Origin of the sequence: Candidatus Competibacter denitrificans Run_A_D11, from assembly GCF_001051235.1 — a bacterium.
GTDB lineage: Bacteria > Pseudomonadota > Gammaproteobacteria > Competibacterales > Competibacteraceae > Competibacter_A > Competibacter_A denitrificans.
In genome coordinates this window covers 44,838-64,474 of record NZ_CBTJ020000020.1, presented here as the reverse complement: position 1 = coordinate 64,474, position 19,637 = coordinate 44,838, and the positions used below count along the sequence as shown (strand labels likewise).

Annotated in this window: 12 protein-coding genes; 4 read left to right on the top strand and 8 right to left on the bottom strand. The window is 56.3% G+C overall.

Features of this window, described 5'->3' with window-relative positions; genetic code table 11:
- Nucleotides 1-64 precede the first annotated feature (64 nt).
- Complete coding sequence (locus BN873_RS02435; protein WP_048670384.1) at nucleotides 65-1,813, bottom strand: SPFH domain-containing protein; 1,749 nt, start codon at nucleotides 1,811-1,813, stop codon at nucleotides 65-67.
- Nucleotides 1,810-3,381, bottom strand: a complete 1,572-nt coding sequence (locus BN873_RS02430; protein WP_048670383.1) for an SPFH domain-containing protein — start codon at nucleotides 3,379-3,381, stop codon at nucleotides 1,810-1,812. Before BN873_RS02430 ends, BN873_RS02435 begins: the two co-directional genes overlap by 4 nt.
- A gap of 394 nt (nucleotides 3,382-3,775) precedes the next feature.
- On the opposite strand from BN873_RS02430, the gene BN873_RS02425 reads away from it, so the two are divergent.
- Together BN873_RS02425 and BN873_RS02420 are read left to right on the top strand one after the other, a co-directional pair.
- Nucleotides 3,776-5,404 carry an alpha-D-glucose phosphate-specific phosphoglucomutase gene (locus BN873_RS02425; protein ID WP_048670382.1) on the top strand — a complete coding sequence of 543 codons (1,629 nt, stop codon included), beginning with the start codon at nucleotides 3,776-3,778 and terminating at the stop codon, nucleotides 5,402-5,404.
- A 245-nt stretch (nucleotides 5,405-5,649) separates the two neighbouring features.
- A complete protein-coding gene (locus BN873_RS02420; RefSeq protein WP_048670381.1) occupies nucleotides 5,650-6,267 on the top strand; it encodes an ATP-dependent Clp protease proteolytic subunit in 618 nt (205 codons plus the stop codon).
- Nucleotides 6,268-6,609: 342 nt separating this feature from the next.
- Here the strand turns inward: BN873_RS02420 and BN873_RS02410 are convergent, their stop codons facing one another.
- From BN873_RS02410 to BN873_RS02400, 3 genes are all read right to left on the bottom strand, one after another.
- Nucleotides 6,610-7,611 (bottom strand): dihydroorotate dehydrogenase-like protein, encoded by a 1,002-nt coding sequence (locus BN873_RS02410; RefSeq protein WP_048670379.1) that lies wholly within the window; start codon nucleotides 7,609-7,611, stop codon nucleotides 6,610-6,612.
- 81 nt (nucleotides 7,612-7,692) lie between these two features.
- Entirely contained in the window at nucleotides 7,693-11,274 is a 3,582-nt protein-coding gene (nifJ, locus tag BN873_RS02405; protein WP_048670378.1) for a pyruvate:ferredoxin (flavodoxin) oxidoreductase, read from the bottom strand.
- Nucleotides 11,275-11,396: 122 nt separating this feature from the next.
- Nucleotides 11,397-13,052, bottom strand: a complete 1,656-nt coding sequence (locus BN873_RS02400; protein ID WP_048670377.1) for an NAD(P)-binding protein — start codon at nucleotides 13,050-13,052, stop codon at nucleotides 11,397-11,399.
- A 332-nt stretch (nucleotides 13,053-13,384) separates the two neighbouring features.
- On the opposite strand from BN873_RS02400, the gene BN873_RS02395 reads away from it, so the two are divergent.
- Together BN873_RS02395 and BN873_RS02390 are read left to right on the top strand one after the other, a co-directional pair.
- Nucleotides 13,385-14,392: a zinc-binding dehydrogenase gene (locus BN873_RS02395; protein WP_048670376.1), complete on the top strand. Its 1,008-nt coding sequence runs from the start codon at nucleotides 13,385-13,387 to the stop codon at nucleotides 14,390-14,392.
- Between the two features lie 323 nt (nucleotides 14,393-14,715).
- Complete coding sequence (locus BN873_RS02390) at nucleotides 14,716-15,336, top strand: protein-methionine-sulfoxide reductase heme-binding subunit MsrQ (RefSeq protein ID WP_048670375.1); 621 nt, start codon at nucleotides 14,716-14,718, stop codon at nucleotides 15,334-15,336.
- On the opposite strand, the gene parC is transcribed toward BN873_RS02390, so the two are convergent.
- From parC to ubiU, 3 genes are all read right to left on the bottom strand, one after another.
- On the bottom strand, nucleotides 15,303-17,546 hold the full coding sequence (gene parC, locus BN873_RS02385) for a DNA topoisomerase IV subunit A (protein ID WP_048670374.1): 2,244 nt from the start codon (nucleotides 17,544-17,546) through the stop codon (nucleotides 15,303-15,305). The two genes, BN873_RS02390 and parC, sit on opposite strands and share 34 nt — an antisense overlap.
- 126 nt (nucleotides 17,547-17,672) lie before the next feature.
- Nucleotides 17,673-18,608: a U32 family peptidase gene (locus tag BN873_RS02380; RefSeq protein ID WP_048670373.1), complete on the bottom strand. Its 936-nt coding sequence runs from the start codon at nucleotides 18,606-18,608 to the stop codon at nucleotides 17,673-17,675.
- A 10-nt stretch (nucleotides 18,609-18,618) separates the two neighbouring features.
- On the bottom strand, nucleotides 18,619-19,614 hold the full coding sequence (gene ubiU / locus BN873_RS02375) for a ubiquinone anaerobic biosynthesis protein UbiU (RefSeq protein WP_420883363.1): 996 nt from the start codon (nucleotides 19,612-19,614) through the stop codon (nucleotides 18,619-18,621).
- Nucleotides 19,615-19,637: the final 23 nt, after the last annotated feature.

Genomic DNA, 19,637 nt, shown 5'->3' with positions numbered 1-19,637 from the left:
TCTTTAAGCGAACACTTCATGGCCAGCTTAATAGGCTCTTTGGGCAATTCACCGATGGTCGCTATTACTTCTTATTATTCAACACCGCTGCTCCCCCCAATTCACCCAGGGTCGCCTTCTCCAAATCCGTCCACAGCGTACCAGCGCCAGCGTGCAGAATGCTCACTCGCAGATCCTTATTGAGATTATTGGCGAATTCCCACAACGTGAATGCCGCCGGATCGCCAAAGGCTGCGGCTTTCAGTTCAAAACCCTTGGCTTTCTCCCCTTCCACCAAGGCCACGGTGTTAGCCTGAGCCTGACCGAGCTTTCGGGTTTTATCCGCTCGAATCAACGCCGTCTGCTGGTCAATTTCGGCGGTCTGCCGCAAGGCTTCCGCCCGCAGTTGCGCCACTTGTTTTTCCTGATCAGCTAAAATTTCGGCTTTTAACTTCTCGGTTTCCTGGGCGACTTGTTGGCGGCGCTGTTCGACCAACCCCAACTCCGTATTCAATTCCGCTTGTTTACGCGCCGTGTTCTGCTTTTCCTTATTAGTCAGATCCTGTTCAATCGCAATGCTGGCTTGTTGAATCGGGTCGAGAATTTGATCAGACACATTGACGTGGCGAATCAGTGCATCATGAACAATGATATGTTTCTCCTCAATAGCCTTCGCCAGGGCTTCGGTGAGATCGTTTTGAAATTTCTCCCGCCCCTCGCCAACAATAAAATCCTTGGCCCGATACGCCGACCCTTTAAGCCGTGATACCGATAGAATTTGCGGCATGATGATCTTATCGACCACTGCGGGTAAGTCGCCGTAACTTTGATAAATCCAGGCGATCTGCTCCGGTAGAAATTCAAACTCTACCGTCATATCCAGACTGATCTCAAAGCCATCGCGGGATGGGAATTCAACAAACTGATTCAGACTCAAGACGTGGCTGGCATCCGGCGGTAGTTGCGGTTTTGCTGGACTCGGTTGCGGACTCTGCTGATTTGGCGCGGCAGCCGCCGCCTGCTTGGCGCGCGCCGTGCCGCGCATCATGCTGCTTTCCAACTGTGGCTTATCGCTGACCGATTCCTGCACCCGCTGTTGCGCTACATAATCCATTCGCTTTTCCATCTGCTCAGCCAAGGCCCGCTTCTGTAGATTCTCCATCGCCACATTCTGCGAAGCCATTTTCCCCTTGGTAATCACTTCACCGCCGGTCTTACCCAGCAGCGATACCTGATTAACGCCGATTTCCAGCAGATCGACCTGCAATTCCTTTGGATTGACGTAATACAAACCCGGTTGCAGGACATCGCGGCGCACTCCCTTTTCACCAGGGCCTGCAAAGGCATCCGGCGTGGTCTGTTTACCGGACAGGCTGGTCACGACGCCCACATAACCCACTGGAATGCTGATCGCATCGACGATATCGATCTGATAACCGAACGGATTCAACCGATGCTTACCCGGCCCCAACACACCGCGCCAGATGCCCTTCTGGCCCGCTTCGGCCAAAAATTCACCGGGTGGCAAGTCAGCGCCCACTTTGGAAGTGACGACTCCAACCTTGCCAGGCGGAATCGCAATCACTGGCATGATCTTATAGTCGTACTGCCACGGATTGAGAAAATGCCGACCCTCGCCCAACACCTGTTCTTGAATACCACGCTGGCCCGGCTTGGCGAGAATTTGCCCTGGGGGCAATATCTCACCGCTTTTGGCGGTGACGACCGCCATAAAACCGGGAACCACGTAAAATCGGCAGAAGCCCCATTGCCACAGCAACCAGCTCCCCACCAGCGCCGCCACCAAGCCGACGATCAGCCCAATCCGATTCATGGTTTGGCCTCCTTCGGCAGATAGGGTTGGAACAGCCCGCCGAAGCTGTCGGGCGCATCGCTGCCGAGCAACGAGCCGATACGCGGCCCCAACTTTTGATAGAAGGCGTAACGAGCCAGATTCATGCCGGTCTTGAATGCCCGCACCTGTGCGGTGATCACCTCCGCCTGCGCTTTATTAGTCCAGCCGATCACGTCCCGTTCCGCCTGCGCCTTCGCCATTATCGCCTCTGCTTGGGCGGCGGCGGCCTGATCTTCCAGCTTGGCGACTTCTAATTCCTGATTGGCCGCCGTCAGTTTGACCGCAAGATCCTGTTGCGCCCGAATCACGGCTTGGATACGGCTGGTTTCCGCCGCGACCTTTTCTTGATTTTGCTGGGCCAGCATTTCTTGCCGGGTCAATTCGGCTAAGGAACGCGCTTGTTCAATCTGCTGCTCGAACTTGCGGGCATTTTGCACGCTAACCTCACGGTCACGAATAATGCTGGCGATGGCGTCGGGTGTGACGATATTGCGAATCAACACGGACTTGATCGCTACCCCCCAGTGTTGGGCATTCTGGCGCAGGTGCTGTTCCAAATTGTCCTGAAATTGCTGGCGGGTCTCGCCGATGATGAAATTGATCGCTGGATGCTTGCTACCCTCAATCCGGCTGAAGCCTCGCGCCCGTGGCAGGATCAGCTTTTTCAGTACATCGTCCATATCGCCGATTTGGTGGGTAATGAGCGCCGCTTTGTTGCGATCAATGCTAAATTCGAGGGTGCCTTCAACCTGCACATTAAAACCGTCCAGCGTTGAGAAACTAATGGCGTCCTCGCCGCCAAGCACGAAGCGCTGGCTTTGCAGAGTGACTTCCACCACATGGTAGAGATAAGGATTTAAATAGTAGCTGCCAGGGTCCAGCACCTCTGGAGCCACCCCTTTCATGCGCTCGCCGACCAGATAGGTGTTACGGGCCTCAGCAGGCAGCTTGCCGTCTAGCACATCCCGCCCCGTCAGCGAAGTCACCACCCCGACGGCGCCGGGCCGGATCGAAAGGGCGTCAAAGAGTTGAACACTGCAAGCGTAGGGATTGATCCGGTATTTGCCGGGACCCAGCACAGTGGCCACAATGCCCTTAGCATCCTCTGGGCTGCTTTTGGCGCAATCTCCGGCGGCAACGATCTCGCCTGAGGGTAACTCATTGCCGTATAAACGAGTTAATACGGCCAACTTGCCCGCTGGAATATCAGTGATCTTGCCGATCTCCCAGCCCCAAGTGTAAGGATTACGGAAATAACGGCCTTCGGGTAATACGTCGAATTGAATACCTTTTTGCTGCGGTTGCAGCGCAATGATCGCGCCTGGCGGTAAGTCATCGCCGTTTTTATGGATCAAAATTGCAATTTCGCCCGAACCCGGCTCGATTCGGCAAAACACCCAGACGAAGAGGACTAGAAAAACCAAGAAACCGCTACTTAAGGCGAAGCCTGCCCAACGCCCCCACTGCGGCGGGAGCGACGGCAAAGACGGTTTGGAGAAGCGTTGCGCTCTTTTAACTGCATTGATCAGGGGATCAGGGTCGCTCATCGCTGTTTCCTTCGCTGGAGATCAAGGAAAGCCTCTACCCCGCCTTAACAACTTAAGGTTGGGGCTCAGGTTTGTCCGCAAACATCATGATTGATGACAAACCGCTCCGGGCGTAAACCGGATGGGGCGGGATGCAGGAAAGTGAGGGCTTTGCGATTGAGATTTGCCCAGTCCTTGGCCCATCGCCTTCGGTTCTCTACCGCCTACATCCCCTCATCCCCCGCTTACCACTTAGCCATGCTCATCATAGTCGATTATTTGGCAGTTACGCAGTTGGCGGCCCGCAATCAGTGCCCGCTGGTATCTCCACGCTCTGGCTGTTCTATCGCACGGCCAACAAGTGCATAATTCTTTTGTCATCGACCACAATAAAATCCCGAAGGGGCACCGCACCATGACTGTTGAAACCATTGCCACTCAACCGTTTCAAGATCAAAAACCCGGTACATCAGGGCTGCGTAAAAAAGTTAAGGTCTTCGAGCGGCCGCATTATTTAGAAAATTTCGTGCAAGCTATTTTTGATACCCAGCCCAATGAGGAAGATGCACCCCTGGTGGTTGGTGGCGATGGCCGTTATTACAACCGCCAAGCGATCCAGATCATTCTGCGCATTGCCGCCGCCAACGGCTGTGATCGGGTCATTCTCGGTCAGGGTGGGATTTTCTCCACGCCAGCCGTCTCGTACATGATCCGTAAGCATGGTGCGCGCGGCGGCATCATCCTTTCTGCCAGTCACAATCCCGGTGGGCCAGATGAGGATTTTGGGATCAAATTCAACACCCCAAACGGAGGTCCCGCTCCAGAAAAAGTCACGGAAGCCATTTACTCCGCCACCTTACACATCAACCGCTATCACCAGTTGGATACGCCGGATATCGATCTCGATAAACTAGGAACGACCTTAGTCGGCGACATGCGGGTTGACATCGTCGATTCGGTGAGTGATTACGCCGACTTGATGGAAGAGTTATTCGATTTCGAGCAAATTCGTTCCCTGTTCCAGTCAGGCTTTCGGATGCGGTTCGATGCCATGCACGCAGTGACCGGCCCCTATGCCCGTGAGATTCTAGAAAACCGCTTAGGTGCACCAGCCGGCACGGTGGTCAATGGCGTGCCCCTGGAAGATTTTGGCCATGGTCATCCCGATCCGAATCTGGTCTATGCTAAGGAATTGGCCGATTACCTTTTTGGAGCAGATGCCCCCGATTTCGGCGCAGCTTCGGATGGTGATGGCGACCGTAACATGGTGTTGGGGCGGCATTTTTTCGTCACCCCCAGCGACAGCCTGGCGGTGATTTTGGCCAACGCCAAGCTGGTGCCCGGCTATCGCCGGCTGGCGGGCGTGGCGCGCTCAATGCCAACCAGCCAAGCGGCGGATCGCGTAGCGGCCAAATTGGGCTTGAACTGCTATGAAACACCGACCGGTTGGAAGTTCTTCGGCAACTTGCTGGATGCTGGGCGCATCACGCTGTGCGGTGAGGAAAGCTTTGGTACTGGCTCGGATCATGTCCGCGAGAAAGATGGACTGTGGGCGGTGCTGTTTTGGTTGAACATCCTGGCCGCATCGCGGAAATCCGTGGCTGACATCGTGCGCGAGCACTGGCGCACTTATGGACGCAACTACTATACGCGGCACGATTACGAAGCCGTGGATAGCAAAGCCGCTGAAGGGTTAGTCAATGCGCTGCGCGCTCAATCCGCGACCCTGCCGGACCAAAAACTGGGGTCGTACACGGTGGATTACACCGACGATTTTCGGTATGTCGATCCCATCGACGACAGTGTGAGCGAACAGCAAGGCATTCGCATCGGTTTCAAGGATGGTTCCCGGATCGTTTATCGTTTATCCGGCACCGGCACCGAGGGCGCTACTTTGCGGGTCTATATCGAAGCCTACGAACCCGATCCAGCCAAGCATGATCTTGATACCCAGCAAGCCTTGGCGGAACTGATCGGCATCGCCAACAGCCTCGCCGGTATCCGTGAACGCACTGGCCGCGCAGCACCGACGGTGATCACCTGAACTTTTATCGCTCCCACCCTACCTCCCCTAGCCCACTTAGGGGGGTAGCGCCCATCAGCACGACGCCCGATAAAACCACCGCATCGCTTATCGGGCTAGTCGTTGCCTGCCTCATCACAGCCTGCTCTCATACTCCTTCCAATGGTGATCTTGAAGCGGCAAAAACCATTACCGGTAGCGGGTCGGCCAAAGAACTGAGTACTCCAGCCGATTCCTTAGCTAATAAGCAAAGCGCCGCTTCTAATGTGGCCGTCCAAGATGGAGTGAAAGGGCCACTCGCTGAACAAAAAAGTCAGGGCGGTATTACGGACAGACCCATTTTAATCAATTACTTTGGCAGTATCGACGCGGCCAATATCGGCTTTCTCGTCAAAACGATTTTGGCGGAAACCGCCAATGGCGAAACTCATTTCCGCATTAATATGAATAGCACGGGCGGCGACCCAAGCTATTCCATTTCTGCCTACAACCTCCTCAAACCGCTACCAATCACTATAACGACTTATAACGTTAATCAGGTTGAGTCGGCTGCGGTCCATTTGTATTGCCTTGGCAGTCGGCGATATGCGCATCCGCGTTCGATCTTTACCATTCACTCGGTCAAATGGAGTCTAAGCGGCTATTCGCCGGGCAAACTGGCTGCGGTATCGAAAAAAATCAATCTTCAACAGGAAAGCGTACTGAATATATTGAATAGCTGTATGCGAATCGAAACAGCGCGGATTGAACGCTCGGTTTTTGGTGATGACGATTGGTATATCGACGCCAAGGAAGCGGCTCTCAGCGGCTTGGTTCAGCAGATTACGACAGAATCGGTATCGGCCAAGAAAATTTATTTGATTTCAGACGGTTATAAGGGTTAATCGCTTAATCCCCGGTAACTCAAGCCATATTCGCTATTCCCATCTCGCCACGATTACAGTAGCTCCTACCGATCCGCTGATCATCGCTGTCTAGTCCATTAGACTGGCCAAAGCTGATCCAAGAGCGATTGACGTACAAAATAACGCCCTGCTCATCAAATACGGCCATTTGGATTCCCAACGAATTCAATACAGCCAGAGCCAGTTGTTGCAAGCACACTTACATAAAAGTCTCAACGCTCCAACAAATGAGTGAGCCTAAATTGGCCGGTTGCTCTTACCCTTAAAAAAAGGGACCGCTCTCGCAGTCCCTTTTTCACCATCACACGAAATGGCAGTCGGTCACATGTAATCACCCTTATAACTTTCCAGCGTCTTGATGTAATTAGCGCGCTCGAAAGCGGTCGGATCGGTGACGTTCTGCTGGCTCATCGAGCCTTTCATCTGCGCGACCGACACATAGTGATGCATTTCCATCCAAGCCTGCAAACCATCATGCAGCGTCGTCATGTAATCGATGCCGTTCTTCAGCAAGGCCGAAGTGGTCATCACCACATCTGCGCCGGCCATCAGATACTTCACCACGTCAACCGGTGTATGCACGCCCCGCGTCGCACCCAGTGAAGCCCGCAGCCGCCCGTACAGCACGGCGATCCACAGCAGTGGCAGGCGAATCTCTTCAGATGTGCTGAGGCTCAGATTCGGCGCTACATCCAGCTTATCCAGATCAAAATCCGGCTGATAGAATCGGTTAAACAGCACCAGCGCATCGGCCCCAGCGTCATCCAGCTTCTTGGCCATTGAGCCAATAGCACTGAAAAACGGACTCAGCTTGACCGCCACCGGCACCGTCACTGCCGCCTTCACCCCTTTGACGATCTCGACGTAGCGTTCCTCAACTTCACGGCCACTGGTAGTCAGATCGGCGGGGATATAATAAATATTCAGTTCGATACCCTTAGCCCCCGCCTGCTGCATCAACTGCGCGTACTCAATCCAGCCGGTGTTGGTGATGCCGTTCAAGCTACCGAAAATAGGGATATCCACGGCCTCAGATGCCCGCCGTAACAAATCCAGATAATTGTCCGGGCCGACCGTATAGTCGTCCACTTCTGGAAAATAGCTCAGCGATTCGGCGAAGCTCTCGGTGCCAGCGGTCATCAGGTGCTCCAGCGCGGCGCTCTCATGTTTCAACTGCTCCTCGAACAGCGAGAACATAACGACGGCCGAGGCGCCGGCATCTTCCAGGCGCTTAATGTTGGCGACAGTCCCGCTCAGCGGTGAGGCCGACGCGACGATGGGATGCTTCAGTTCCATCCCCATGTAAGTGGTTCGTAAATCCATGGCGTTTCCTTCTGAATGCGGAATACGGGTAATGGGGCGGGCACCGAACCAAACCGGTGCGGAACCCGCCGCGCGCTGTTGTTATTTGAACTTGGGCTGGAACGTCGCACCACTGCGGGCCGCCATTTCCTCGTAAACCGACCAACGCTGGTTGATGGCTTGTTGGCCCAGATCCATCAGATGCTCGGCTTCCTTGGGGTTGGTATGGGCCAGCACCTTGTAGCGCACCTCGTTGTAGGCATACTGCTTCAGCGGAATCTTCGGGCGTGCCGAATCCAGCACAAAGGGATTGGCGCCGCTTTCCCGTACCGCTGGATTGTAGCGCACCAAAGGCCAATGGCCGCACTCCACCGCCAGCCACTGTTGTTCAAGGCCCTTTTGCATATTGATGCCGTGGGCGATGCAGTGGCTGTAGGCCAAAATCAGCGACGGCCCTGGATAGGCTTCGGCTTCGCGGAAGGCCAGCAATGTCTGCTGCGGATTGGCACCTAGCGCAATCCGCGCCACATAAACATTGCCGTAAGAAATGGCCTGCAACGCCATGTCTTTCTTACCAATCGTCTTGCCCGCCGCTGCAAACTTGGCCACCGCACCCAACGGCGTGGATTTCGACATCTGGCCACCGGTGTTGGAATAAACCTCGGTATCCATCACCAGGATGTTGACATCGCGCCCGCTGGCCAGCACATGATCGACACCGGAAGAACCGATGTCGTAAGCCCAACCATCGCCGCCCACAATCCAAACACTGCGCCGAACTAGCTGATCGGCAATCGCCAATAACTGAGCGGCGCGCGGATCAGTTATGCCTTGCAGACGTTGCTTGAGTTCCGCCAAGCGGCCTCGCTGGCGGCGAATGTCGATCTCGGTGACTTGCTCAGCCTCCAGCAGATCGGTCACCAGTTCCTCGCCGATCCTGGAAGCCAACGCTTTCAGCAGCTCGCACGCATACACCAAGTGCTTATCAGCGGTCAGCCGGAACCCTAAGCCGAATTCGGCGTTATCCTCGAACAGGGAATTCGACCACGCCGGACCACGACCCTCGCTGTTGACCGACCACGGCGTGGTCGGCTGATTACCGCCATAGATCGAGGAGCAACCGGTGGCATTAGCCACCAGCAAGCGGTCACCAAACAGTTGCGATAGCAGCTTGACATAGGGCGTTTCGCCGCAGCCAGAGCACGCGCCGGAGAACTCAAACAGCGGCGGCAAGAACTGCACGCCGCGCACCGTTGAGAAATCGACCCGTCCACGATCCACTTCCGGCAGGGTCTCAAAGAAGTTGATATTGGCGCGCTCGTTATCCAACACCGGCTCCTTGAGCGCCATATTGATCGCCTTATGGCCGACCTTTTCCTTGCTCTTGGCCGGGCAGACCTCGACGCACAACGAACAACCGGTGCAGTCCTCCAGATAGACTTGCAAGGTATAGCGAATATCAGGAAAACCGCGTGCATCAATCGGCGCCGTCTTAAACGCTTTCGGTGCTTCCTCCAGGCTATTTTGATGATAGAACTTGGAGCGGATGACACCGTGCGGACAGACCATGCTGCAATTGCCACACTGGATGCAGATTTCCGGTTCCCAGATCGGCACGAAGTTGGAAATATTGCGCTTTTCCCACTGGGTGGTGGCGCTGGGGTAGGTGCCATCGACCGGCAGGGCGCTAACCGGCAATTCATCGCCGCGCCCGGCCATCATCATGGCCGTCACATTGCGCACGAATTCTGGGGCATTGGCTGGCACCGTCGGCGGTAACTGGCGCGTTCCGGTGGCTTGCGCCGGTACCGGAATCTGTTTCAGATTGACCAGGGTATTATCGACCGCCACAAAGTTCTTCTTGACGACTTCCTCACCCTTACGCGCGTAGGTTTTCTTGATTGAATACTTGATCTTTTCGATGGCCTTGTCGCGCGGCAACACCTTGGAAATCGCAAAGAAGCAGGTTTGCATGATGGTGTTGATCCGCGAACCCATGCCGTTGTCGCGGGCTACCTTCTCGGCATTGATGCCGTAAACCTCTAACTTCTTATCAATAATTTCCTGTTGCACCGGCCGAGGAATCCGATCCCAAGCCTCTTCCGGCTCATGCGGGCTGGTGTTAAGCAACACGATGGCACCCGGCGCGGCGCGGGTCAGCACATCGCCGCGATCCAGGAAGTTGAACTGATGGACGCCAATGAAGTTGGCCGACTGCACCAGATAAGGCGATTGGATCGGATCAGGCCCGAAACGCAGATGCGAAACCGTTTGCGAGCCGGACTTCTTGGAGTCGTAGACGAAATAGCCCTGCGCAAAAAATTCGGGGTCGTCGCCGATGATCTTGATCGAGTTCTTGTTAGCGCCGACCGTGCCGTCCGCACCCAGTCCGAAGAACATCGCCCGCACCACTTTATCGGACTCAATGACGAAATGCGGGTCTACATCCAAACTGGTGTGCATCACGTCATCGTTAATACCGACCGTGAAATGATTCTTGGGCTTCGCTTTGGCCAATTCGTCGAACACCGCCTTGACCATCGCCGGGGTAAACTCCTTGGACGACAAGCCATAACGGCCACCGATGACGCGAGGCATCGTCGGGGTACGCAAGGTGCCCTCGATCTGCGCTTCTACCAGGGTGTTGACGATCTCCAAATACATCGGCTCACCGGTGGCACCGGGTTCCTTGGTACGTTCCAGCACGGCGATGGATTTAGCGCTGGCTGGCAGCACCGCCAGGAAATGCGCCGCCGATAAGGGAGCGTACAGGCGAACCTGCAACACACCCACTTTCTCCCCGCGCGCGTTCAAATAATCAGCGGCTTCGCGGGCAGTTTCCGCGCCGGAACCCATCAGGGCCACTACGCGCTCGGCGTTGGGATCACCAAAATAGTCAAACAGCTTATAGGCGCGGCCGGTGATGCCGGCAAACTTATCCATCGCGGCCTGGACGATTCCTGGCACCTTGGCATAGAACGGGTTGACCGTTTCGCGGGCCTGGAAATACGTGTCAGGGTTTTGTGCGGTACCGCGAATAAACGGCCGGTCGGGATTCAAGCCCCGATTGCGGTGGGCAAGAACCAGATCTTCGCGGATCATGGCCCGCATATCGTCATCGGTCAGCAGCGTGAGCTTGTTGACCTCGTGCGAGGTGCGGAAACCATCGAAGAAATGGATGAACGGCACCCGCGCTTCCAGGGTGGCGGCTTGAGCGATCAGCGCCATATCGTGCGCTTCTTGCACGGATGCGGACACCAACATGCAAAAACCGGTCGGGCGCACTGACATCACGTCCTGATGGTCGCCAAAAATCGACAAGCCCTGGGTGGCCAGAGCGCGGGCAGCGACATGGAACACCGCCGAGGTGAGTTCACCGGCGATCTTGTACATGTTGGGGATCATCAGCAGGAGGCCCTGCGACGCGGTGAAGGTGGTGGTCAAGGCACCGGTTTGCAACGCACCGTGAGCCGCACCCGCTGCCCCACCTTCATGCTGCATCTCCACAACCAAGGGGATCGTCCCCCAGATATTCTTGACGCCTTCCGACGCCCATTGATCGGCCAGCTCGGCCATGGTCGAGGATGGGGTAATGGGATAGATGGTACAAACTTCGTTGACGCGATAGGCGACGTAGGCCGCAGCCTCGTTACCGTCGATGGTGGTGACTTTCCGTTCGGTCATTGTGTGTGCTTCTCTTCTCTTGGCCCACGCCGGAGCGGGCGGGCGGTGATTCGGAAAACGGGATTCGCCTCCCCGCGCCGATCAGTAGCGTCGGGGATAGCTCACTTTCTGAAGGCTGGGCGTCAGCTTGCCGACTCTGACGCTTCCACCGGTGGTTCGGGAATCATGTCGATGGCATGGCAAGGGCACTGTTCGAAACACACCGCACAGCCGGTGCAAAGATCGTAGTTGTAGCGATAGCGTTTGCCCGGCCCCAATTTGATGATGGCGTCTTCCGGGCAAGCCCCGTAGCAGCCATCGCACTCATAGCAATTGCCACATGACAGACAGCGACGGGCTTCGTACAAAGCTTCTTTTTGACTCAGGCCGCCGACGACTTCCTCAAAGCTGCTCACGCGCGCTTTCATCTCCAGATGACCCTGCGGACGCTGCGCGGTGTCGGTGTAATACCAGACATGCAGCTTTTCAAAGGTCGCCAGCGCTGCCTTGGGCGGTTTGAGGTAGGTGCCACCACGCAACCAGGCGTCGATATGGCGGGCGGCTTTTTTGCCATGGCCAACGCCAATCGTCACGGTACGATCAGACGGCACCATGTCGCCACCGGCGAACAGCCCCGGATAACCGGTCATCATGGTCTCATCCACCATCACCACGCCATCATCCTTGAACTCGACGCCCGGCACTTTGCGCATGAAACTGGTATCGACATCCTGGCCCAGCGCCATGATCAGCGCATCGGCCTCCAAGGTCTCGAACTGACCCGTCGGCTGTGGCCGACCCTTGGCATCGACCTCCATGATTTCGACCGTGAACTTGTTTTCCTCAATGTTCTTGATCGTGCGCAGCCAGTGGATCTTCACATCTTCTTCGAGAGCCTCGGTGGCTTCGAAGTCGTGTGCGGGCATGTGGGCGCGGTCGCGCCGGTAGATGATCAGCGGCTCGTAACCCAGGCGTTTGGCGACGCGGGCGGCGTCCATCGCGGTGTTGCCGCCGCCGTAGATAGCGACCTTGCGGCCTAGTTTGGGGGCGTTGCCAGTTTCCACATCCTTCAGGAAGCTGATGGCATCCAGCATCTTGCCCGCGTCACGGGAAGGGATTTCGGTGCGCTTACTGATGTGCGCACCGACGGCGATGAACAGCGCATCGAACTTGCCAGCTTCTTTTTCAGCCATCAGATCATCGACCCGATGATTGAGCACGATCTTGACGCCCATGTTCTCGATCCGCTTGATCTCAGCGTCCAGTACATCGCGCGGTAAGCGGTAGGATGGAATGCCAAAATGCATCATGCCGCCGGCCATCGGCCCGGCCTCGAAGATTTCGACGGTGTGACCCATGCGCGCCAGATGATAGGCGGCAGACAAACCGCTGGGACCGGCGCCGACGACGAGAATACGCTTGCCAGTGGGCGGTGCGGTGACGGTGAACTGCCAGTTCTCCTGCAAGGCCAAATCACCGAGGAACCGTTCCACCGCATGAATACTGACCGAGGAATCGAGCTTGCCTCGGTTACAGGCCGTTTCACAGGGATGGTAGCAGACCCGGCCGTGGATGCCGGGCATCGGGTTATTTTCGGTCAAACTCTGCCAGGCTTCCTTGAAGCGACCGGCTTGCGCATGGGCCAGCCAAGCTTGGATATTCTCACCTGCTGGACAGGCATTATTGCAAGTAGGCAGCAGATCCACATAAAGCGGCCGCTGCATGCGCTGCGGGCCGACATTGCGCTTTTCTTGCGTCAAATCCAGCGGGCGCGTCATATTGATAGGCTTGTCAGTCATCGTGCTTCTCTTTGTTTATCGTCTGGTGGTGAGAAAATCTTCCGTCCCCGTCATCGGAACGAGTTGGAGAGCTTTCAGTCATTCCCCTCGAAGCCAGCGGCCCGAAATGACGGCACTTTACAGGGGCGCTCTAGCCGATATGGCTGCGGGAGCGATCCGATTAGCGGTCAGAACCCCTCCCAGCAACACTTGTTCAGTTAAAGTTAGAACATTTTGGCGGTAAGTGAAGAAACCCCGCTTGCAGGAGCGGTCGGTAGCGGCCAATCTAATCCAAATACTATACCCAACGCGGGCAACCGCAACATGCCAATCAACCTAAGGATAGTATCCCCATGAAAGCTGTTAGCCTCTCAAAACTGGGTGGGCCTGAGCAGTTGAACCTGATCGAAACCCCTACCCCAGAACCTCAAGCCGGACACGTTCGCGTTAAGCTGCACGCCTCGGCACTTAACCGGCGCGATGTCTGGATCACGCTCGGACAATATCCCGGCATTCGGTTGCCCTGCTCCATGGGGTCGGATGGCGCCGGAACGATTGATCGACTGGGACCGGATGTGCCGACAGAATTACTGGGCCAGGAAGTGGTCATCTATCCAGCCTACGACTGGGGATCGGATACCCGTTTTCCCAGCCCCAGTTTCCGCGTTCTGGGGATGCCCGATCCCGGCACGTTTGCCGAGTTTATCTGCGTGCCCGCCAGCCACGTTTTTCCTAAACCTACGTTCCTCAATTGGCAACAAGCGGCCGCTATCCCGCTAGCCGGTTTGACGGCTTGGCGTGCGCTGATGACGCAAGCGGCTGCACAGCCCGGTGAAACCGTGCTGGTCACTGGCATCGGGGGCGGCGTCGCGACCTTCGCCTTGAAATGGGCGGTCGGGCTTGGCGCACGTACCTTCGTGACCAGCGGCAACGCCGATAAACTGGAGCAAGCGTGCCAGTTGGGAGCGGCGGGCGGCATCAATTATCACATGGAAAACTGGCCCAAGCAGTTGGCTGAAATGACTGGTAGTGTCGATGTGGTCATTGATGGCACCGGTGGCAATAATTTCCCCGGTTGCCTTGCATTACTAAAACCCGGCGGCCGCCTGGTGGTTTACGGCGCAACCGCTGGCGCTCCCTCAGCCGGACTGGATATGGTCCGGCTCTTTTTCCGACAAACTCGCATCATCGGTTCGACCATGGGATCACCGGCTGAATTTGCGGCAATGTTGAATTTTATGGTGGAACATCACATCGAACCGGTGATCGATCAAGTTTTCGCGCTTGATCAGGTGGTTGCTGCCCACCAGCGTTTGCTGTCGGCCCAGAATCTGGGAAAAATCGTCTTGCGGCACGACTGAAATTCCAGGTAGTGCCGGCCAGACCTTCGATAGCAGTTTTAGCAAGAGATTGATTGACGCGGTGCAGCAAATAATTTTATACTGCATTGCAGCACATAGGATCAGTGCTGTGTTTTATCCTCCTTTGGTGGTTGTTTGCCGGAGCCAAAAAATGCTCCGGCTTTTTTTATTGCAGCGCAAAATAACTTGACGCAACGCAACAAAATTGCGTAATCTTACGGCCGACATCGCAAGATGTCGTTCTTCTCCACACCTTCCTTTGGTGGTTATTTGCCGGGACAATTAAGTCCCGGCTTTTTTTTGCGATTCCTCCTGAATTCACGATGGCGCCACCACAAGCTCACCCCTTTTCTTTCATCGCTAAAGCGCTGATTTTTAGCGTTAGCCTGCTACCGCTGGCATGGTTGGGCTGGCGGGTTTGGCAAGATGCGCTAGGCAGCAATCCGGTCGAAGCCCTCAGCCATTTCACCGGCGACTGGACTTTGCGCTTTCTACTGCTTACCTTGGCCATCACCCCGTTACGGCGCCTGAGTGGCTGGCAATGGCCGCTGAAAGTGCGGCGGATGATAGGGCTATTCGCATTTTTCTACGCTTGTCTTCACATTAGCGTGTATTTGATTTTCGACCAGTTTTTCGATTGGGCGTCGATCTTAGAGGATGTCACCGAACGGCCTTACATCACGGTCGGCTTCGCTGCTTGGTTGCTGTTGATTCCGCTGGCCATCACTTCCACCAACCGAATGATGAAGCGGTTAGGGCGACGCTGGCAGCAACTGCACCGGCTGGTTTACCTGATCGGCCTACTCGGTGTACTGCACTATCTGTGGCTGGTCAAAACCGACTTCCGCGAGCCGCTACTTTACGCAGGGCTGTTGGCTGCATTATTGGGCTACCGGCTGTGGTGGCGTGCTCACTCAGCGACGCTGACCCGCTCCACCCGCTGAAACCCGCGCGGTAACGGTTTACCCCGCCGTCCCCGGTCACCGCTGTACGTTTCCAAATCAGTCGACCTCAGTTTCAATTCCCGCTTGCCGGCGGTCAGGACAAAACCCTTGCCAGGCGGCGCAAGCGCGAGCGTGATTAACTTTTCCTCATCCGGCAAATCGATAATCTTATTGCCCTTGCCCTTAGGCAGGCGTGGCAAGTCATTGACTGGGAACATCAAAAACCGACCACCACTGCTGACTGCCGCCAAACGGTCTGTTGCAGGGTTAATCACCGGCAGCGGTGACAGGATGCTCGCTCCCTCCGGCACCGTCAGCACCAGCTTGCCGGCTTTGTTACGGCTGAGCATGTCATCGAAGGTACAGATAAAGCCGTAGCCCGCATCAGTCGCCAACAGATAAAGCATTTCAGGACTACCCAACAACACGCTGACGAATCGCGCCCCATCCGGCGGGCTGAGCTTGCCAGTCAAGGGTTCACCGTAGCCGCGCGCCGAGGCCAAACCGGCCACGGGTAGGCTATAAGTACGGCCGGTGCTATCCAGAAAAACCGCTGACTGGTTACTGCGGCCCTGCGCCTGATCAAGAAAACCATCGCCAGCTTTGTAGCTCAAGGCAGCAGCGTCGATCTCGCGGCCTTTGGCCGCACGCACCCAACCCTTTTGCGACAAGACCACTACCGTCGGCTCACTCGGCGTTAGACTGGCTTCGTCCAAGGCTTGCGCTGCCCGCCGCTCAACCAATGGACAGCGGCGTGGGTCGGCAAACCGCTTGGTATCTTCCTGAATTTCCTTTCGAATCAGCGTCTTTAATCGCTTCTCTGAACTAAGCAATAGCTGCAAGCGCCCCTGCTCAGCGCGTAGTTCGTCCTGTTCGCCACGCAGTTTCATTTCCTCAAGCCGGGCCAAATGGCGCAGCTTGGTTTCCAAAATCGCCTCGGCCTGGGCATCGGAAAGTCCGAAACGGGCCATCAAAACCGGTTTGGGTTTGTCCTCGGTGCGTAGAATGCGGATCACTTCGTCCAAATTGAGATAAGCAATCAGCAGGCCGTCGAGAATATGCAGTCGCTGATCAACCTGCCCTAGCCGGTATTCCAACCGGCGCCGAACGGTAGCGACCCGATAGCACAGCCATTCTTCGAGAATTTGCTTGAGGTTCTTAACCTGCGGACGGCCGTCCAAGCCGATCATGTTGAGATTAACCCGATAGCTCCTTTCCAGATCGGTGGTGGCGAACAGATGATCCATCAACAAATCGCTGTCCACCCGATTTGAACGCAGCGCCAACACCAGCCGGGTCGGGTTTTCGTGATCGGATTCATCGCGCAAATCCTCGACCATCAGCAATTTTTTATCGCGCATCTGTGCGGCGATCTGCTCCATGATCCGCGCGCCGGAGACCTGGTGGGGCAAGGCAGTGATAACGATGGCGTCGCCGTTTTCCCGCTCGAAGCGCGCGCGCATCCGCACCCCACCGTTACCGGTCTGATAAAGCTTTCGCAGTTCTTCGCGCGGCGTGATGATCTCGGCGCCGCCGGGAAAATCGGGTGCGGGCACCAGTTCGCACAAGGTGTCCAGGTCGCTTTCCGGCTGGTCGAGCAACTGCACACAGGCCGCCGCGATTTCACCCAGATTATGCGGTGGGATATCGGTGGCCATACCGACCGCGATGCCGGTGGCACCATTCAGCAGAACGTGCGGCAAGCGGGCGGGCAACAGAACTGGCTCATCCAATGTACCATCGAAATTGGGCGTCCACTCCACCGTGCCCTGGCCGAGTTCGGAGAGCAGCACTTGGGCGAAGGCTGATAACCGCGCTTCGGTGTAGCGCATGGCCGCAAAAGATTTGGGATCGTCCGGTGATCCCCAATTCCCCTGGCCATCCACCAACGGATACCGATAAGAAAAGGGCTGGGCCATGAGGACCATGGCTTCGTAACAGGCCAGATCACCGTGTGGATGATACTTACCCAGCACGTCGCCGACGGTGCGAGCCGATTTCTTGTGCTTGGAACTGGCCGATAAGCCAAGTTCGGACATGGCGTAAATAATGCGGCGCTGAACTGGTTTAAGCCCATCACCGATGTGCGGTAGAGCACGGTCGAGAATGACGTACATGGAATAATCCAAATACGCTTTTTCGGTGAAGGTCTTCAAAGGGACGCGCTCGGCGCCGTCCGCGCTGGTGAAGATATAAGGGGATTGGGCCATGATCAGGACAGAGAAACGGTTAAAGTCGGGCGATCCATTGTTTTTGGATGATCGCCCACGCGGATCGGTAGACGATTAGGATAGCAGCGAAAGATGCTAAAGAGGCTGGGCTAGCAAGCAGACTCTCTAGGCGGCCCCTTCCTGAAGGAGCGCCGTTTCCATCATCTGTTGTAAGCCCGGCTGCCCGTGCCAATAGCCATCGCAAGCGCCCAAGGGTAAAGCAGCATTCAAGCGCGCAGCGTCTTTAACAGGATCACCCTCCCCGCGCAAACAGGCGGCAAACGCCGCAATAACGGCCTCCGTACCTTCGGGCTGGGGACTGATCCGCAGCACGTCTACCTTCAGTTCCCGCAATTCTTCCAGTTCCGGCAACAAATTACAGGTCTGGGCGGATTGGGTCTGGATACCGTTAAGTGCCAGAAACGTCAGCCCCTCGCGGGTGCTCAGAATCAAGCCTTCCGGGTAATCCAGACAGCGATACTGGCAATCATCCTTGGGCAGATTGTGATGGCGGGCGGTAAAACAGCGGGCGGAATACGCCAGCGGCATCCGGCCATAAACGAAGACCTCGGTTTCCATGCCCTCCGGCCGTCCTGCCTGAATCGACGCCAGCGTCGTCCGCGACAATTCGACGGGCATCACCCAGCGCTTCGCACCCAGGCCCGCTAAAAATTGCAGCGTCCGGTCGCTGTAGACATTGATGCCTGTTCCCAACACGAACGGCGTTTTCCGCTCGGACAGCAAGCGCACCGCGCCCATATCGTTGGCTTCGACCGTGAAACAGCCGTTTTCACATAACCGGCGCAAGGTCTTCAATTCTGATTCGGCTTCCAACAAAGCCATCGTGGCTAACACCACCTCCTTGCCCGCCGCGCGCATTCGTTCGGCCAGATCCAGCCAATCAGCGGTATTCATGGCATGGCGCTTGGAACACACCGTTTCGCCGAGATAAATGATGTCCACCGGTGTAGCGCTCATCCGCTCATAAAAATCGAGCAGCTTTTCCTTGGGCCAGTAATACAACACTGGCCCCAGCGCGAGTTTTGACTGCTGTTCGCTCATGATGGTGGCCTCACTGCCAAGTCCGGTGATAAGCGCCCAGCGTAGTCTGGTGGCCTTCCGACACCTTGCCGAGTTCTCGTAACCAATCCGGTTTCGGTGCGTAAGCGCTCGGATTGCGCCGACAAGTATCAATGGCCGCTCGCCAGACCTTGGTCACTTGCGTCACATAGGCCGGGCTGCGCTGACGGCCTTCGATCTTGATCGCGGCGATCCCCATCTGGTGCAGTTCCGGCAATAGCTCCAGCGTATTCAGACTGGTCGGTTCCTCAATGGCGTAATAGGTTTGCTCAGCCACTTCGAACCGGCCCTTGCACAGTGTGGGATAACCTGCCGGTTCGCCGGGTTCGTAGCGGTCGATCAGCAAACCGCCAAGCCGCGTTTCTAGCCCGCGCGGGGTTTCTTCCCACCGCACCGCTTTGGCCGGAGAGCACACCCCGCACATGTTGGGCGATTCGCCGGTGACATAGGATGACAGTAAACAGCGGCCTTCGACCATGATGCACAAGCCGCCGAAGCCGAACACCTCGATAGCGACCGGGCTGTTCTCCAAGACGTGCTTGACTTGTGGCAGCGACAGCACCCGTGGCAACACCACCCGCCGAATACCGAAATGCTCGTGATAAAAGCGGATGGCTTCGTAATTGGTGGCCGAACCCTGCACCGATAGATGCAGCGGCAGATTAGGATGGGTGCGTTGGGCGTAATCCAGCACGCTGATGTCGGCGGCGATGATGGCATCGACGCCTAAATCCGCCGCCTGATCAACCGCCCGCTGCCAGCGTTCCCAACCCGACGGCTGTGGAAAGGTGTTGAGGGCCACAAAAACATGCCGGTTCTTGGCGTGGGCGTACTGAATCCCTTGCGCGGCCGTTTTGGCGTCGAAGTTCAGGCCAGGGAAATGACGGGCGTTGGTATCGTCCCGAAAGCCGATATACACCGAGTCAGCTCCATGATCGACGGCAGTTTTCAGCGAGGGCAGATTGCCCGCCGGACAGACCAGCTCCAGCGGTTGCGCTTGGGTAGATGTTG

Bases quoted from the DNA above. Each gene is read 5' to 3' on its own strand.
- nifJ (WP_048670378.1), bottom strand. From the start codon at position 11,274: ATGACCGAACGGAAAGTCACCACCATCGACGGTAACGAGGCTGCGGCC.
- BN873_RS02435 (WP_048670384.1), bottom strand. From the start codon at position 1,813: ATGAATCGGATTGGGCTGATCGTCGGCTTGGTGGCGGCGCTGGTGGGG.
- BN873_RS02425 (WP_048670382.1), top strand. From the start codon at position 3,776: ATGACTGTTGAAACCATTGCCACTCAACCGTTTCAAGATCAAAAACCC.
- BN873_RS02395 (WP_048670376.1), top strand. From the start codon at position 13,385: ATGAAAGCTGTTAGCCTCTCAAAACTGGGTGGGCCTGAGCAGTTGAAC.
- BN873_RS02410 (WP_048670379.1), bottom strand. From the start codon at position 7,611: ATGGATTTACGAACCACTTACATGGGGATGGAACTGAAGCATCCCATC.
- BN873_RS02430 (WP_048670383.1), bottom strand. From the start codon at position 3,381: ATGAGCGACCCTGATCCCCTGATCAATGCAGTTAAAAGAGCGCAACGC.
- BN873_RS02400 (WP_048670377.1), bottom strand. From the start codon at position 13,052: ATGACTGACAAGCCTATCAATATGACGCGCCCGCTGGATTTGACGCAA.
- BN873_RS02380 (WP_048670373.1), bottom strand. From the start codon at position 18,608: ATGAGCGAACAGCAGTCAAAACTCGCGCTGGGGCCAGTGTTGTATTAC.
- parC (WP_048670374.1), bottom strand. From the start codon at position 17,546: ATGGCCCAATCCCCTTATATCTTCACCAGCGCGGACGGCGCCGAGCGC.
- BN873_RS02390 (WP_048670375.1), top strand. From the start codon at position 14,716: ATGGCGCCACCACAAGCTCACCCCTTTTCTTTCATCGCTAAAGCGCTG.